This is a genomic window from Sphingomonas rosea (assembly GCF_039538065.1).
GTDB lineage: Bacteria > Pseudomonadota > Alphaproteobacteria > Sphingomonadales > Sphingomonadaceae > Sphingomicrobium > Sphingomicrobium rosea.
The window spans coordinates 471,605-486,246 of sequence record NZ_BAABBR010000001.1 but is presented as its reverse complement, the minus strand read 5'-3'; the positions used below and the strand labels follow the sequence as shown (position 1 = coordinate 486,246).

11 protein-coding genes and 1 tRNA gene are annotated in these 14,642 nt (G+C 65.2%); 4 read left to right on the top strand and 8 right to left on the bottom strand.

The genetic code is table 11. The features are described 5' to 3' along the window. Window positions 1-73 precede the first annotated feature (73 nt). Window positions 74-5,443: a HAMP domain-containing protein gene (locus tag ABD693_RS02445; RefSeq protein WP_344695396.1), complete on the bottom strand. Its 5,370-nt coding sequence runs from the start codon at window positions 5,441-5,443 to the stop codon at window positions 74-76. Between the two features lie 812 nt (window positions 5,444-6,255). On the opposite strand from ABD693_RS02445, the gene ABD693_RS02440 reads away from it, so the two are divergent. The 3 genes from ABD693_RS02440 to ABD693_RS02430 are packed head-to-tail and all read left to right on the top strand — an operon-like array spanning window position 6,256 to window position 8,509. Then, window positions 6,256-6,546: a DUF3489 domain-containing protein gene (locus ABD693_RS02440; RefSeq protein ID WP_344695394.1), complete on the top strand. Its 291-nt coding sequence runs from the start codon at window positions 6,256-6,258 to the stop codon at window positions 6,544-6,546. Next, window positions 6,543-6,947, top strand: coding sequence for a DUF2924 domain-containing protein (locus tag ABD693_RS02435; protein ID WP_344695393.1), 405 nt, complete (start codon window positions 6,543-6,545; stop codon window positions 6,945-6,947). The genes ABD693_RS02440 and ABD693_RS02435 overlap by 4 nt, the downstream gene beginning before the upstream one ends. Then, entirely contained in the window at window positions 6,944-8,509 is a 1,566-nt protein-coding gene (locus ABD693_RS02430) for a recombinase family protein (RefSeq protein WP_344695392.1), read from the top strand. Before ABD693_RS02435 ends, ABD693_RS02430 begins: the two co-directional genes overlap by 4 nt. Before the next feature lie 189 nt (window positions 8,510-8,698). Here the strand turns inward: ABD693_RS02430 and ABD693_RS02425 are convergent. The 5 genes from ABD693_RS02425 to glpX form a co-directional block, all read right to left on the bottom strand. Beyond that, window positions 8,699-8,773, bottom strand: a tRNA-Glu gene (locus ABD693_RS02425). Window positions 8,774-8,815: 42 nt separating this feature from the next. Next, entirely contained in the window at window positions 8,816-10,567 is a 1,752-nt protein-coding gene (gene recJ / locus ABD693_RS02420) for a single-stranded-DNA-specific exonuclease RecJ (RefSeq protein ID WP_344695390.1), read from the bottom strand. Further along, the gene (locus ABD693_RS02415; protein ID WP_344695389.1) at window positions 10,564-11,970 is read right to left on the bottom strand and encodes a PH domain-containing protein; all 1,407 of its coding nucleotides are present in this window, start codon (window positions 11,968-11,970) and stop codon (window positions 10,564-10,566) included. The genes recJ and ABD693_RS02415 overlap by 4 nt, the downstream gene beginning before the upstream one ends. Continuing rightward, complete coding sequence (locus tag ABD693_RS02410) at window positions 11,967-12,449, bottom strand: PH domain-containing protein (RefSeq protein WP_344695387.1); 483 nt, start codon at window positions 12,447-12,449, stop codon at window positions 11,967-11,969. The genes ABD693_RS02415 and ABD693_RS02410 overlap by 4 nt, the downstream gene beginning before the upstream one ends. Before the next feature lie 30 nt (window positions 12,450-12,479). Beyond that, the gene (gene glpX / locus ABD693_RS02405; protein ID WP_344695386.1) at window positions 12,480-13,451 is read right to left on the bottom strand and encodes a class II fructose-bisphosphatase; all 972 of its coding nucleotides are present in this window, start codon (window positions 13,449-13,451) and stop codon (window positions 12,480-12,482) included. Between the two features lie 107 nt (window positions 13,452-13,558). On the opposite strand from glpX, the gene ABD693_RS02400 reads away from it, so the two are divergent. Then, the gene (locus ABD693_RS02400) at window positions 13,559-13,969 is read left to right on the top strand and encodes a hypothetical protein (protein WP_344695385.1); all 411 of its coding nucleotides are present in this window, start codon (window positions 13,559-13,561) and stop codon (window positions 13,967-13,969) included. Window positions 13,970-13,979: 10 nt separating this feature from the next. Here ABD693_RS02400 and ABD693_RS02395 read toward each other — a convergent pair whose 3' ends face one another. Together ABD693_RS02395 and ABD693_RS02390 are read right to left on the bottom strand one after the other, a co-directional pair. Further along, window positions 13,980-14,468 carry a DUF2721 domain-containing protein gene (locus ABD693_RS02395; RefSeq protein ID WP_344695384.1) on the bottom strand — a complete coding sequence of 163 codons (489 nt, stop codon included), beginning with the start codon at window positions 14,466-14,468 and terminating at the stop codon, window positions 13,980-13,982. After that, window positions 14,465-14,614, bottom strand: a complete 150-nt coding sequence (locus ABD693_RS02390) for a DUF2256 domain-containing protein (protein ID WP_344695382.1) — start codon at window positions 14,612-14,614, stop codon at window positions 14,465-14,467. Before ABD693_RS02390 ends, ABD693_RS02395 begins: the two co-directional genes overlap by 4 nt. Window positions 14,615-14,642 lie beyond the last annotated feature (28 nt).

Below are 14,642 nucleotides of genomic sequence, written 5' to 3'. Positions count from 1 at the left end.
TCCACGTCGCCGCTTAGGTTTGGCGCAGTAGCTTCCGCGTCGGCCCTGTTTACAGCATTCTGAAGGTTCAAGTTCACTCAGCCGCCTCGACAATCTCTTTGCCACCTGGCGCATCTTCGCGGCCGCGAGCAACCCACACGCGCAGCAAGGCAAGCAGGAGTTCTATGTCCACCGGCTTGGCGATGTAGTCGGACGCCCCCGCATCTAGACACTTTTGCCGATCGCCTTTCATTGCCTTGGCAGTCACTGCAATCAGCGGCACGTCGGCGAGCTGCGGACGGGCACGGATCTGCTGCATCGTCTCGTAACCGTCCATCTCGGGCATCATGATGTCGATGAGAGCTGCATCGATGTCGGGCGTACGCTCCAGTATGGCGATACCCTCCTTACCGCGCTCCGCATGCAGCACCTTCACCCCATGGCTTTCAAGCACGCTGGTAAGGGAGAAGATGTTGCGAATGTCGTCATCGACGATGAGCATCTTCGTACCGGCGAGCTGGGGACCTTCGACGGACGCGTGCCGATCATTGCTTAAGGAAGCAGCGCGTTTTTTGTGCCTCTTCGCCTTGGCGAGTAGGTTGCGGAATACCTCGCTAAGTTCGTCTTGATTGGCAGGCTTTTCCGTCACGCCGACAGCGCCCAGCGACTTGGCGGCATCGCGACGGTCTGCGCCGGAAATAACGTGGATGGGCAGGTCACGGGTTTCGGGATCGTGCTTCAAGAGATCGAGGAGCACGAAGCCGTCGATGTCGCTAAGGCCAAGGTCCAGCGTGATTGCGTTGGGCTTCAGCTTGCGAGCCATCGCCAGCGTCCCTGCACCGGCAGTGGAGACCACACCTTTGAGGCCACTCTCCCGGGCGAGGTCAAGCAGGATGGCGGCAAAGGTGGGATCATCCTCGACGATTAGCACGAAAGGATTATTGCCGAGCGCGTCGCGATCGTCCTGCACCTCGAAGCTTGCCGGGAGGGCCGTCGGTATGTTCGCTCCGCTATTTTCGTAACGAGCGCTGCTGCCGCCCTGAGTTGAAGGCAGCTGAGTTGCCGTAAGCGGTACGAAGAGGGTGAAGGTCGAACCCTCGTTCGGCTTGGAGCGCACCTGCAACTCGCCCCCGAGCAGGCGTGCGATCTCGCGGCTGATCGACAGGCCTAGGCCCGTGCCGCCATACTTGCGGCTGGTAGTGCCATCTGCTTGCTGGAAAGCCTCAAAGATCAGTTTCTGCTTATCGTCTGGGATGCCGATGCCGCTATCAGTGACGGCAATCTCGATTGCCCGCTCACCCTGGCGCAGAACCGGATGGTTGGGGCTCCACCCACTCGTGGCTGCACGTACATCCAGGGTGACGCTCCCGCGCGCCGTGAACTTGAACGCATTGGACAGGAGATTGAGGACGATCTGCTGAAGCCGCTTTTCATCGGTCCGGATCGCTTCAGGCAGCGAGGCATCGAAATTGACGTTGAAATCGAGGTTCTTGTCGGCCGCCAATTGACGGAAAGTGCGCTCCATATGCTGCTTGAGGCTCGACATCGGCAATTCGCCGACTTCGATGCTGACCGTGCCGGACTCAATCTTAGAGAGATCGAGAATGTCGTTGATAAGGCTCAGCAAGTCCGAACCCGCCGAGTGGATGGTGCGGGCAAATTCGACCTGCTTGTCGTTGAGATTACCCTGCTGATTGTCGGTCAGCAGCTTGGAGAGGATCAGCAGCGAATTGAGCGGCGTCCGCAGCTCATGGCTCATATTCGCCAGGAACTCAGATTTGTACTTGGAAGTCAGAGCTAGCTGCTCAGCCTTCTCCTCGATCGCACGGCGGGCCATGTCAATTTCGATATTCTTGGCCTCAACCTGCTTCTTCTCATTCTCAAGCAGCTGCGCCTTCTCCTGCAGCTCCTCATTCGTGGCGTGCAGCTCCTCCTGCTTGGTAGTGAGCTCGGTTTGGCGCGCCTGAAGCTCCTGGGTCAGCAGCTGCGACTGCTTTAGCAAACCTTCGGTGCGCATGGTCGCGGCAATCGTGTTGAGCACGATGCCGACTGATTCCATCAGCTGGTCAAGGAAGCTCTGGTGAGTCTCGTTGAATTCGTTGAACGAGGCAAGTTCGATCACTGCCTTGACGTCGTCCTCAAACAAGGCCGGCAAGATGTTGACGTTCGCTGGTGTCGCATGACCCAGGCCGGAGCCGATGCGGATGAAGTCGGGCGGCACGTTCTTGAGCAGGATCGGTCGCTTGTCCGCCGCCGCCTGACCGACCAGACCTTCGCGGAGGTTGAACTCCTTGCGCAAGTGGTCCGGTCCTTCCGCGCCATAGCTGGCGACCAGCTCGAGCTTGATTTCCTCTTCCTCACGCTTGGCGACGTAGAACACGCCGTACTGCGCGTTCACCAGCGGGGCTAGTTCGGACATGATGAGGTTCGAAACCGTCGCCATGTCGCGCTCGCCTTGCAGCATGCGGCTGAAGCGTGCCAAGTTGGTCTTGAGCCAGTCCTGCTCCGCATTCTTCAAGGTCTGTTCCTTGAGGTTGCGGATCATCTCGTTGATGTTGTCCTTCAGCGCGGCCATCTCGCCCGAGGCCTCCACCGCGATGGAGCGCGACAAGTCGCCCTTGGTCACGGCCGTCGCCACGTCCGCGATCGAGCGCACCTGGTTGGTCAGGTTAGCGGCGAGCTGGTTCACGTTATCGGTAAGGTCGCGCCACAGGCCGGCAGCGCCCGGGACGCGCGCCTGACCGCCGAGCTTGCCTTCGATGCCGACCTCGCGGGCCATGTTAGTCACCTGGTCCGCAAAGGTCGCCAGCGTGTCGATCATGAAGTTGATCGTTTCCGCCAGCGCAGCGATTTCGCCCTTGGCGTCCACCGTCAGCTTGCGCTTGAGGTTACCTTGGGCGACCGCGGTCACAACGTCCGCGATACCGCGGACCTGGTTAGTGAGGTTGGTCGCCATAAGGTTGACGTTGTCCGTTAGATCCTTCCAGGTCCCGCCGACACCAGGCACCTGCGCCTGACCGCCAAGTTTGCCCTCCGTACCTACTTCACGCGCCACGCGGGTCACTTCCGAAGCGAAGCCGTTAAGCTGGTCGACCATGACGTTAATGGTGTTCTTGAGAGCAAGGATTTCGCCCTTCACGTCCACCGTAATTTTGCGGGAAAGATCGCCGCGGGCCACGGCGGTGGTCACGTCGGCGATGTTGCGGACCTGGCCGGTGAGGTTGTCGGCCATGAGGTTCACGTTGTCGGTGAGATCCTTCCACGTGCCGGCGACGCCGCGCACCTGCGCCTGACCGCCAAGCTTCCCTTCGGTGCCCACTTCACGCGCCACGCGGGTCACTTCGGAGGCAAAGGAGTTCAGCTGGTCCACCATGGTGTTGATCGTGTTCTTCAGCTCGAGGATCTCGCCCTTCACATCGACAGTGATCTTCTTGGACAGGTCACCGAGCGCGACGGCGGTGGTCACTTCCGCGATGTTGCGGACCTGACCGGTGAGGTTCGCGGCCATGGCGTTCACGTTGTCGGTAAGGTCTTTCCACGTGCCGCCCACGCCCGGCACTTGCGCCTGGCCGCCGAGCTTACCTTCCGTGCCGACTTCGCGGGCAACGCGGGTCACTTCGGAGGCGAAGCCGTTGAGCTGGTCGACCATCACGTTGATGGTGTCCTTGAGCTCAAGGATTTCGCCCTTCACGTCGACGGTGATCTTCTTGGACAAGTCGCCACGTGCCACGGCGGTCGTCACTTCGGCGATGTTGCGGACCTGCCCGGTAAGATTGCCGGCCATGAGGTTCACGCTGTCGGTAAGATCGGCCCAGGTGCCGGCGACACCCTCCACCTGCGCCTGCCCGCCAAGCTTGCCCTCTGAGCCGACTTCGCGGGCCACGCGGGTCACTTCGGACGCGAACGAGTTTAGCTGATCCACCATGGTATTGATGGTGTTCTTCAGCTCCAGGATCTCGCCCTTCACGTCGACGGTGATCTTCTTGGACAAATCACCCTTGGCCACGGCGGTCGTCACTTCGGCGATGTTGCGAACTTGGCCTGTAAGATTGCCGGCCATGAGATTGACGCTATCCGTCAAGTCAGCCCAGGTTCCGCCGACGCCCGGCACCTGCGCCTGGCCGCCGAGCTTGCCTTCCGAACCCACCTCACGCGCGACGCGGGTCACTTCCGAAGCGAAGCCGTTAAGCTGGTCGACCATGACGTTGATGGTGTTTTTGAGTTCAAGGATTTCGCCGCGCACGTCGACGGTGATCTTCTTCGACAAGTCACCTCGCGCCACGGCGGTGGTCACCTCGGCAATGTTGCGCACCTGGCCCGTAAGGTTCGCGGCCATTAGGTTCACATTGTTGGTGAGGTCGGCCCAGGTCCCCGCGACACCCGGTACCTGCGCCTGACCGCCGAGCTTGCCTTCCGTACCCACCTCACGCGCCACGCGGGTAACTTCCGAGGCGAAGCCGTTCAGCTGGTCGACCATGGTGTTGATGGTGTTCTTAAGCTCGAGAATTTCACCACGCACGTCGACGGTGATTTTCTTGGAGAGATCGCCCTTCGCGACGGCGGTCGTCACCTCGGCGATGTTGCGAACCTGGCCGGTCAGATTGTCCGCCATCAGGTTTACGTTGTCGGTAAGATCCTTCCAAGTGCCGGCGACGCCTTCCACGCGTGCCTGCCCGCCCAGCTTGCCTTCGGTGCCGACCTCACGCGCCACGCGCGTCACTTCGGAGGCAAAGCCGTTGAGCTGATCTACCATCGTGTTGATGGTGTTCTTCAGCTCCAGAATCTCGCCCTTCACCTCCACGGTAATCTTCTTGGACAAGTCGCCGCGAGCCACGGCGGTGGTCACCTCGGCGATGTTACGCACCTGGCCCGTCAGGTTGGTCGCCATAGCGTTCACATTTTCGGTAAGGTCCTTCCAGGTGCCGGCGACGCCGCGAACATTTGCCTGCCCGCCAAGTTTACCTTCTGTGCCTACCTCACGGGCAACGCGGGTCACCTCGGCAGAGAAGGATCCCAACTGCTCGACCATGGTGTTCACGACCTTGCCGATGCGCAGGAACTCGCCGCGCAGCGGGCGGCCGTCGATCTCAACCGTCATGGTCTGCGACAGGTCGCCCTTGGCTACCGCGCCGATGACGCGGGACACCTCGGCGGTCGGTTGGACCATGTCCTCGATCAGTTCGTTGACCGAGCTAATTGCCGTATCCCAGCCGCCGCGGGCGTTCTTGACACGGCCGCGCTGATTGATTTTGCCTTCCTTACCGACGACCTGCGACAGACGCTGGAATTCCTGCGCCATCTCCTGGTTCAGGGTGACGACCTCGTTGAACAGCGACGCGATCTCCGCGTCCGCTCCGTCGGCGTCCTCGGGCATGCGGACAGTGAAATCGCCGCGTCGGAGCGCTCGCAGGGCGGTGACGAGTTGGCGGCGATCGAGAAAGTCGCGAGGGGCTTGAACGTTCACACTCTACTCCGTCGGCGCTGCTCCCCCACCCAGTTTAAGGCAGCCCCCCGGCTGCCGGAGCCGACTACATAGCATCAAGTTCTCTCTACGCCGCGTTAAAGAAAGTTAGGCCTCAAACTTCGTCGCGAAAGCTTGGCGAACGATCGCTCCTCAATGAACGAATTTCGCCTTACGGGTGGTCGCAACGGCAGTCTGAGTGGCCACGAGTGGCACCGTGGAGATGTCGCTCGCAGGGCGACGGAAGTGTCGTCTCCCCTAAAGCGCTTGCACGGCATCAAGCATCTGATCCGCGGCAACTGTTATGCGGTCGGCACCTTGCAAGCGTCGGCTGGGCTAGCGTGCCGCACTATGCCGAGCTGGCCGCGGGCGATCACCTGCTGGTGCTTTGTCATTATCCCTTCCGGAGCAAGAATGACCAGTATCGCCCTCCATCAACCTGCACCGGCATTGCCATGGCAACCAGCAAAGAGCTGTACAGTGGCCTTGCTGGCCCGAGCTCGCCCCGATGAACAAACGTCCGCTTTAGCGCAGCAGTCATCCGCACCTAAGCGTCTGAGTGGGTCCTTGCGGACCTACACCGACCCCGATGAACCAGCGTCCGTTCACGGTCAGCGACGATCGAAGCTTGAGTGTCTGGGAGTGGGTCTTTCCGGACATCCCGAGCAGAACCTACTCGACTGCTGGTCGGAAAGGAGCATGGGTGCTTGCGTGAGTCGCGGCGCTGGATCGGCGCCGCTGCCCTGACCGGCTGACCGGCGGGGCTGTGAGTGGTGGAAGCGGCGTGTGGCCGCTTCGGACCGAAAGGCACTCACATGACCAAGACAGAGGCCCAAACTACCCGACAGAGCCACCGACCGGCGGAAAGTCGTGCCAAATCCCAAATCGTAACAAATGAACCGACGAAGGTGCTTTCAAAACAGGTGGGCTTGGCGGCGCTCTTGCTGCGCGACGAGGGCGCCACGCTTGACCAGATGATCGAGACGACCGGCTGGCTCCCGCACACCACGCGCGCTGCCATGACGGGCCTTCGCAAAAAGGGCTACGTGATCGACAGCGACAAGGTCGATGGGGTGCGCACCTACCGTGCGGTGGCACCAGAATGACCAGTATCGATGAACAGGTCGCCGCGCTGCCCAAGCTTGGCAGGGCAGGGCTCCAGCAGCGGTGGCAAGAGGTCTACAAAAGCGCGCCTCCAGCGGCCTTTACGCCCGACCTCCTGGCCCGCGGCATTGCGCATTGGCTACAAGAGAAAGCTATCGGACGACTAGATCCAGCGCTCGCGCGGCAGCTCAAGACAAACGGCGAGGGCCGGGGTGGCGCGCGGCCAAAGCTGCGACCAGGCAATCGCCTCGTTCGCCGCTGGCGGGGCCGCACTTACGTCGTGGACGTTGTGGAAGAAGGCTATCGCTACGACGAACAGACCTATGGCTCGCTGAGCGAGATCGCGACCCTGATCACAGGCACGCGCTGGTCTGGCCCACGCTTCTTCGGCTTGCCCAAATGAGCAAGGTACGCTGCGCAATCTACACCCGCAAGTCGAGCGACGAAGGGCTGGAGCAGGAGTTCAACAGCCTCGACGCGCAGTACGACAGCTGCAGGGCATACATCCTCAGCCAGAAACATGAAGGCTGGTCGGTCGCCCGCGAGCGCTACGATGATGGCGGCTTTTCAGGCGGCAGCATGGAGCGTCCAGGGCTTAAGGGGCTGCTGGCCGACATCGTCGCCGGCAAGATCGATGTTGTCGTCATCTACAAGATCGACCGGCTCACGCGCAGCCTCGCTGACTTTGCCCGCATCATCGAGGTGATGGAGAAGCATGGCGCCAGCTTCGTCAGCGTCACGCAGTCGTTCAACACCAAAACCAGCATGGGCCGGCTGATGCTTCATGTCCTGCTGTCATTCGCGCAGTTTGAGCGGGAAGTCGGCGCAGAGCGCGTGCGAGACAAGATTGCTGCGTCCAAGGCCAAAGGCATGTGGATGGGCGGCACAGTGCCGCTTGGCTACGATGCCGTCGATCGAAAGCTGGTTATCAACGACGCTGAGGCCGCGACCGTTCAGGCGATCTTCGATGCCTTCGTCGAGCTCGGGTCCGTGCAGGCGACGGTGTACTGGTCACGAGGGCAGGGGCTCACGACAAAGCTCCGCCAGCGCAGCGGCGAGGCGATTGGCGGGACGCCGTTCCACTACGGCGCGCTGCGCTGCTTGCTGAGCAACCGCACCTACATCGGCGAGGTCGAGCACAAGGGTAAGGTTTACCCAGGTCAGCACGAAGCTATTCTTGATCGCGCGCTATTCGAACGTGCTTTGGCGATCCTAGCGACCCGCAGCACGGATAAAATGCGCCGACCGAAGCTGGCCTCGGCCAGCTTGCTTCAGAGAATGATCTTCGATCAGCACGGCCGCAAGATGGGACCGGCGCACACCTGCCGAAATGGGCAGCGCTTTCGCTACTACGTGACGCACGGCAAGCAGATCAAGAAAGGCGGGCCTGCCGCCTACCGTGTTGCTGCCGCGCCGATCGAAAAACATTGCGCTGCCCTCCTATCGGAGCATCTTACGGCCAACGTCACCTCGGTCGAAAGTGAGGGAGCAGCCAAGCTCGGCGGCACGCCCGCTAAAGAGCTGAAGATGACTTTCCTTCGACATCTTCGCCGGGTCGTGATCGGAGATGCTGAATTATCCCTCGAGCTGACCGACGGTGCCACGATAAATCGTGCGCTCGACCGCGTGCGGCACGGCAATGATGCCAAGCTCCTAATTGGCGGCATCCCAGCCTCGACGCCCCCGGCAAGCAATCCGCAGCTCATCATCCTCCTGAAGGATGCGGCTCGTGCTCAGGCGTTCGCGCTGGCCAGGCCTAAGCTCCCGCTCGATCAGCTTGCTGCAAAATTTGGGAGATCGTCCGAGCGCTTCAAACGTCTAATCCGGCTAAGCTATCTCTCGCCAAAGATTGTCGCGACTATCGTGCAGGAACGGCAGCCGCTTGGATTGACCGGCCGACATCTGCAGAACCTCGATGGTCTGCCGCTCTGCTGGCGCGCGCAAGAAGAGATGTTGCTCGACTGAGCCCCACCGAGTTTCAAGACATGCCGTTGCCTCGCCGGAGAAAAAACCGGCAGTCGGGCCTGCTCAGGGCCGGCAGCAAAATCTCTCGAAGTCGGAAGTCGGAAATCGCCGCCGAACAACGGCACTTTTCCGCCACCGTCACGCCACGTACAAAAACGAAAAAGCCAATGTTTACAGAGACTTGGTCGGTGGTGACCCCTACGGGACTCGAACCCGTGTTTCAGCCGTGAAAGGGCCGCGTCCTAACCACTAGACGAAGGGGCCATGCCTGGCGCGGCGTCCCTTTGGCGAAAAGGGCGGCGGGGGTCAAGCGAGTGCGGCATCCTCGAGATGCATTTCGGCCTGGTTGCCGCCGTTCCACGTGTCGCGATGCACCGTCCCGGCCAGCCACAGGGCCCGATCTCCCGGCATGGCGAGCAGCGACTGGCCGAGCGGCGTGTCGGCGGCGCGGAAGGCGATCCACTTGAACCGCGCCCCGTCCGCGCCCGTGGCGATGCCGCGGACGTGACCGTTCCCGACCACACCCACCTGGAGCAGTCGCGATTCGCCCGCCGCGACCCGCGGCTGCGGCCAGCCCACGCCATAGGGCCCGGCCTGGTCGAGCGCGTCGCACAGGCCCGCCTGCACCCCGCGCGGCGCGCAGAGCGTGTCGATGATCATCGCCCGGTTGGCCGTCGCCGCCGCGACGTCCGCCGCCAGCCGCTCGGACAGATAGTCGCGCAAGCTCCCGACGCCGCCCGGCGCGACCGTCACGCCCGCCGCCATCGCATGCCCGCCGCCGCCGACCAGCCGGCCCTCGTCCTTGGCCGCGAGCACCGCCGCGCCGAGATCGACCCCGGTGATCGAGCGCCCCGATCCCTTGCCGATCCCGTCCTCGCCGATCGCGATCACCAGCGCCGGCCGCTCGTGCCGTTCCTTGAGCCGGCCCGCGACGATCCCGATCACGCCCGGGTGCCAGCCCTCGGCCGCGACCGTGATCACCGGCTGCCCTGACTGCGCCTCGGCCGCTTCCATCGCCTGGTCGAGCACGACCTGCTCGATCGCCCGCCGCTCTTCGTTCAGCCGGTCGAGCTCCTGCGCAATTTCGCGCGCCTCCTCGGGGTCGGTGGTCGTCAGCAGCGTGACGCCAAGGTCCGCGCGCCCGACGCGGCCGCCGGCATTGATTCGCGGCCCGAGTGCAAATCCCAGGTCGCGGCACGAGGGTGCGGTCTTGAGGCGCGCCGCCTCGGCTAGCGCCTGGAGCCCGAGGTTCTGCCCCTTGGCCATGACCTTGAGTCCCTGGGCAACAAACGCCCGATTGAGCCCGTGGAGCTTCGCCACGTCGGCCACCGTCCCAAGCGCGACGAGGTCGAGGAGGTCGATCACCCGCGGCTCGGCTCGGCCGGCGAAGAAACCGCCCGCGCGCAGCGTCCGAACCAGCGCCACGCCCAGCAGGAACGCCATGCCCACCGCCGCGAGGTGGCCGTGCGCCAGCCCGGTCTCGCCCTCGTCGAGCCGGTTGGGATTGACCAGGGCATAAGCGAGCGGAAGCGCCGCCGCGCACTGGTGATGGTCGACCACCACCACGTCGAGCCCCACGGCCTTGGCCCCGGCGAGCGGCTCGAACGCCTGCGCCCCGCAATCGACCGTGATGATCAGCCCGGCGCCCTGCGCCTTGAGGCCGAGCAGCGCGGGCAGGTTGGGGCCATAACCCTCGGCCTGGCGGTCGGGGATGTAGACGAGGGGATCGCTGCCGAGCTGTCGCAGCAGCAGCGTCAGCAGCGCGCTGCTGGTCGCCCCGTCGACGTCATAGTCGCCGAAGATCGCGATCCGCTCACCCGAGAGCACCGCCGCGGCCACCCGCTCGGCCGCCTGGTCCATGTCGCGAAACAGGCTCGGGTCGGGCAGCAGGTCGCGGATCGTGGGCGACCGGTAGCGGTCGAGTTCGTGCGGCGCGACCCCGCGGCCGAGCAGCAGCTCGTCGACAAGGGCCTCGCCCCATTTCTCGTCGGATTGCGGCCGGCGCCAGCGCCACGGCTGGCCCGACAGCGACCGTTCCACCCCAAGCGCTGCACTCATGGTGCGGGCGATAGCAGCCGGCGATGCAAAAGACTCGCGTCATTTCGCGGGAGCGAGGGAAGATGGTGCCCGCCCGCCGAGCCCCCCGCGACGGCGATGGTCAAAGCCGCGATCCCGAACCGGCGGCCGAGCGCATTTTCGGTGAGGTCGACCGTCTGGATGTTGGCGAGCGGGAGGATCAGCAGCCGGCGCCGCCACCATCCGGTCCGGATCAGCAGCCGCTCGGCCTCGAGCGCATAGGCCGTCCGCTTCCAGTCGAGCCAGCGCAGCGGTGCCAGCAGGAGGAGCAGGGGAAAGACCGGCAGCAGCGCCACGCAGAAGCTCGTCACATGCGCGCGGTCGACCATCCGCCACGCGGTTTCGGGTCCGGGCGCCTCCCAGCCGAGCGCGTGCAGCACCGGCGCCAGTTCGTCGGGGCGTGCAAGGGGCGCCAGCACATGGTCCTCGCGCTGCTTGCCCTCGCTGGCGTCGCTCGCAAGGCTTTCTACCGCCAGCCGGACCCAGCCCAGCCGCTCGCGCACCGGGCCAGTCGCGATGACCCCGGCCTGGATCCGCCGCAGCGGCAAGGACACATCGGTCCTGGTCAGAAGCCCCCGCCGCCGCCGGAAGGAGCGGCCGGTCAGGGTCAGCGTGAAGCCCCACTCGCGAAGCCCGGTGCGAATGACACCCGTCGCCAGCCCCGCCACCCCGACGATCACGAGGCCGCCGAGTATCGCGCCGATCCGGTGGTCGAGCAGCCATCCGCCCTCGGCCAGGATCGGCTCCCAGAACTTGCGCCGGAAGGGGTCGAAGTCGATCACGTTGCCGATCGTCTGCGTCGCGCCGAACAGCGCCGCGAACAGCGCGAGGCTGAAACTCAGGAGGCCGAGCGTCAGGACGCGGCACGCGTCCATCGCGAACAGCGGCGGCGGCTCGGCCATCGCCTGCGTTTCCACCGCCGCGACCGCTCCGGTCCGCCGCGCCCGGACCAGCTCGCGGAGCGCCTCGGCCCGCGCGAGGGAAATGGCCTCGAGGTCGCCCTCGTCCTTGCCTGCGGTCGAGCTTCCCGTTTCAAGCGTCACGCGCGCCACGCCCGCCAGACGGTGCACCGGCGACTGGCTGATGCTGACGTCCTGGATCCGGTCGTAGGGAATGGTCCGGTGGGTCCGGCTGAGGATCCCGCTGTCGATCCGGATCGCGTCCGCGCCCACCCGGAAGGAGAAACGCCACCAGTGGAGGAGCAGCCCCGCAAGCGTCACCCCCGCGATCCCGCCGAGCATCATCAGCGCGACGAACGTCTGCCCCTTGAAGGCGAAATAGCCACCGGCCGCGATCCCGCCGAACAGGTTGCGGACCGCCTTGCCGAGCCCGCTGAGGAGCGCGATCGGGTGGAGATGCTCGGGGGTCGCCTCGTCCGCGCTCACGACGCGTCGGGGTCCGCCTGGATGTGCCCGCGGATGACCCCCGCCAGTTCGCCCGCACGTTCGGGGCTGAGGCCGGGGAGGGTGACGACGCTGTTATGCGTGCCCGCGGTATGGACGACGAGCGTCGCCGTGCCGAACAGCCGGTCGAGCGGCCCGCGCGCGACGTCGAGATGCTGGACCCGCGCCAGCGGCACGATCGTGTCGGTGTGGAAGAGATAACCCCGCACCACCCGCAACAGCCTGGGCTCGAGCGCGAAACCGAGCCGCCGCCACGACCGCCCCGGCAGCACGCCGACCATGACCACCGCGAGCAGCATCGCGACGACCGGCACCACGACCGCCAGCGGATGGCGCTCGAACAGCACGAGCCACAGCACAAACGCGCCCACCACCAGCGGCACCGCCGCCAGCGCCCGCTGCACGCGCAGCACGCCCAGATAGCCGCGCTCGACCGGCTCGATCCCATCCCCCGCTGTCATAGGCAGACAATACAGCGGGAGCGGGCGGCGTCAAACGTCCTTGCGATGCTCGCCCGAGATCCGGCGCACGGTGCCGCTCGAGGCGCGCATCACGATGCTTTCGGTGGTGATCATGCTCTTGCGGCGCTTGACGCCCTTCAAGAGCGAGCCGTCGGTGACGCCGGTCGCGGCGAAGATGCAGTCGCCCTTGGCCATGTCGTCGAGCTTGTAGATCCGGTCGAGGTCCTCGATCCCCCAGCGGTGCGCGCGGGCGCGCTCGTCGTCGTTGCGGAACAGGAGCTTGCCCTCGATCTGCCCGCCGACGCAGCGCAACGCCGCGGCCGCCAGCACACCCTCGGGCGCGCCGCCCGAACCCATGTAGATGTCGACCGTGGTCTCGGGGTCGGTGGTCGCGATCACGCCCGCGACGTCGCCGTCGGGGATGAGCATGATGCCGCAGCCGATCGCGCGCAGCTCGGCGATGATCTCGGCGTGGCGCGGCCGGTCGAGGACGCAGGCGATGATCTCGTGCGGTTCGACGCCCTTGGCCGCGGCGAGGCTGCGGACATTCTCGGTCGGCGAGCGCTCGAGGCTGACCGTCCCCGGCGCATAGCCCGGCCCGATCGCCAGCTTCTGCATGTAGACGTCGGGCGCGTTGAGCAGGCACCCGGCCTCCGCGATCGCCAGCACCGCCAGCGAATTGGGGCCGGCCTTGGCGGTGATGGTGGTGCCTTCCAGCGGGTCGAGCGCGATGTCGATCTTGGGACCCGTGCCCTGCTCGGACCCGACCTTTTCGCCGATGAACAGCATCGGCGCCTCGTCGCGCTCGCCCTCGCCGATCACCACGGTGCCGTCCATCGGCAGCTCGTTCAGCGCCGCGCGCATCGCTTCCACGGCAGCGGCGTCGGCGGCCTTCTCGTCGCCGCGCCCGACCAGCGCGGAGGCGGCGATGGCGGCGGCCTCGGTCACCCGGACCATCTCGAGAACGAGCACTCGGTCGAGCACGTGGCTGGCATTGATCACGGGCGTGTCTTCCTGTTGTTGATGTGAGGCGGCTCTAGAAGGGAGCGGCTACCCGGGCAACCAAGGAGGCCGCGCAACGATCCGCGCCCCCGCGTCGTTACGCGCCCATGCGCTTCATTCTTCCCCTGCTTGCCCTTGGTACCGCGGCCTGTGGCGGCGACGACAAGGTCGCCGCCAACGAGGCGATGCCGTCGCTGACGACGATGACCGAGCAGCCGGGCGACTGGTCGGCGCTCGCCGGCATGGTCGGCCGCCGCCCCGCCGAAAGCGGCCTTGTCGACAACAACAGCCCGATCAGCGTCGACCTCAACGCCCGCCTCGGCCGCGACGCCGCGGCCTTCCGTAACGCGATGATGCCCGCCGGCCCGCTCGAGCGTCAGGGAGACCTGATGATCGCACGCGCGCCCGACGCCTGGCTCGTCATCCAGCCTGGCGAACATGCCTTCCGCGCGGCGCTCCGCAAGGGGAGCGGCTGGCAGGAATGGCAGACCCCGGGCGCGAGCGTCCCGGCGATCTAGCCCGCCACCATCACTCGTCGCCGGCGGCCTCGTCGACCTCGACCTCGTGCGCCAGCAGCGCCTTGCGCACCCGGATGGCGCGCGCCGCGACCCGCGTCTCGACCAGGAAGATGCCGAGCCCCAGGGCCAGCGTCACCATCGAGCCGATGAACAGGAGCGCGATCGCGGTCCCGACATGAAGGTTGATGAGCGCCGCCGCGAACAGCAGCACCACGACCGCACAGACCAGCACCGCCGAGGCGACCGTCGCGGTGATCGCGCTGCTCACCAGCCGCATCCGCCGGTCGACCGTCCGAAGTTCGCGGATCAGCCGGTCATGCTCGCTGCCGCGGCTGGCGAGGATCAGGGGCTCGAGCGCGCGGCCACGGTCGACGATCCGCGCCAGTCGCGAGGCGCAGACGTTGAGGAACGCCCCGACGCCCGCGAGCAGGAACACCGGCGCCACGGCCAGCTGGATGATCTTGGCGATCGCCGTCGCGCTCGCATCGGTGTCGATCATGCCTTGGCTCCCGCCGCGCGGCACCGGTCGGAGCAGAATTTCACCTGCTCCCAGTCGCGCTCCCACTTCTTGCGCCACGCGAAGGGCAACCCGCAACTCGCGCAGGTCTTGGTCGGCAGGTCGGCCTTCTTGCGCATCTTGGGCATGGCCGCCTTCATGGGTAGCGCCGCCGCG

Excerpts from the sequence above, each read along its gene's own strand:
- ABD693_RS02440 (WP_344695394.1), top strand. The coding sequence starts at position 6,256 with ATGACCAAGACAGAGGCCCAAACTACCCGACAGAGCCACCGACCGGCG.
- ABD693_RS02410 (WP_344695387.1), bottom strand. The coding sequence starts at position 12,449 with ATGACAGCGGGGGATGGGATCGAGCCGGTCGAGCGCGGCTATCTGGGC.
- ABD693_RS02395 (WP_344695384.1), bottom strand. The coding sequence starts at position 14,468 with ATGATCGACACCGATGCGAGCGCGACGGCGATCGCCAAGATCATCCAG.
- ABD693_RS02430 (WP_344695392.1), top strand. The coding sequence starts at position 6,944 with ATGAGCAAGGTACGCTGCGCAATCTACACCCGCAAGTCGAGCGACGAA.
- recJ (WP_344695390.1), bottom strand. The coding sequence starts at position 10,567 with ATGAGTGCAGCGCTTGGGGTGGAACGGTCGCTGTCGGGCCAGCCGTGG.
- ABD693_RS02400 (WP_344695385.1), top strand. The coding sequence starts at position 13,559 with ATGCGCTTCATTCTTCCCCTGCTTGCCCTTGGTACCGCGGCCTGTGGC.
- ABD693_RS02390 (WP_344695382.1), bottom strand. The coding sequence starts at position 14,614 with ATGCCCAAGATGCGCAAGAAGGCCGACCTGCCGACCAAGACCTGCGCG.
- ABD693_RS02435 (WP_344695393.1), top strand. The coding sequence starts at position 6,543 with ATGACCAGTATCGATGAACAGGTCGCCGCGCTGCCCAAGCTTGGCAGG.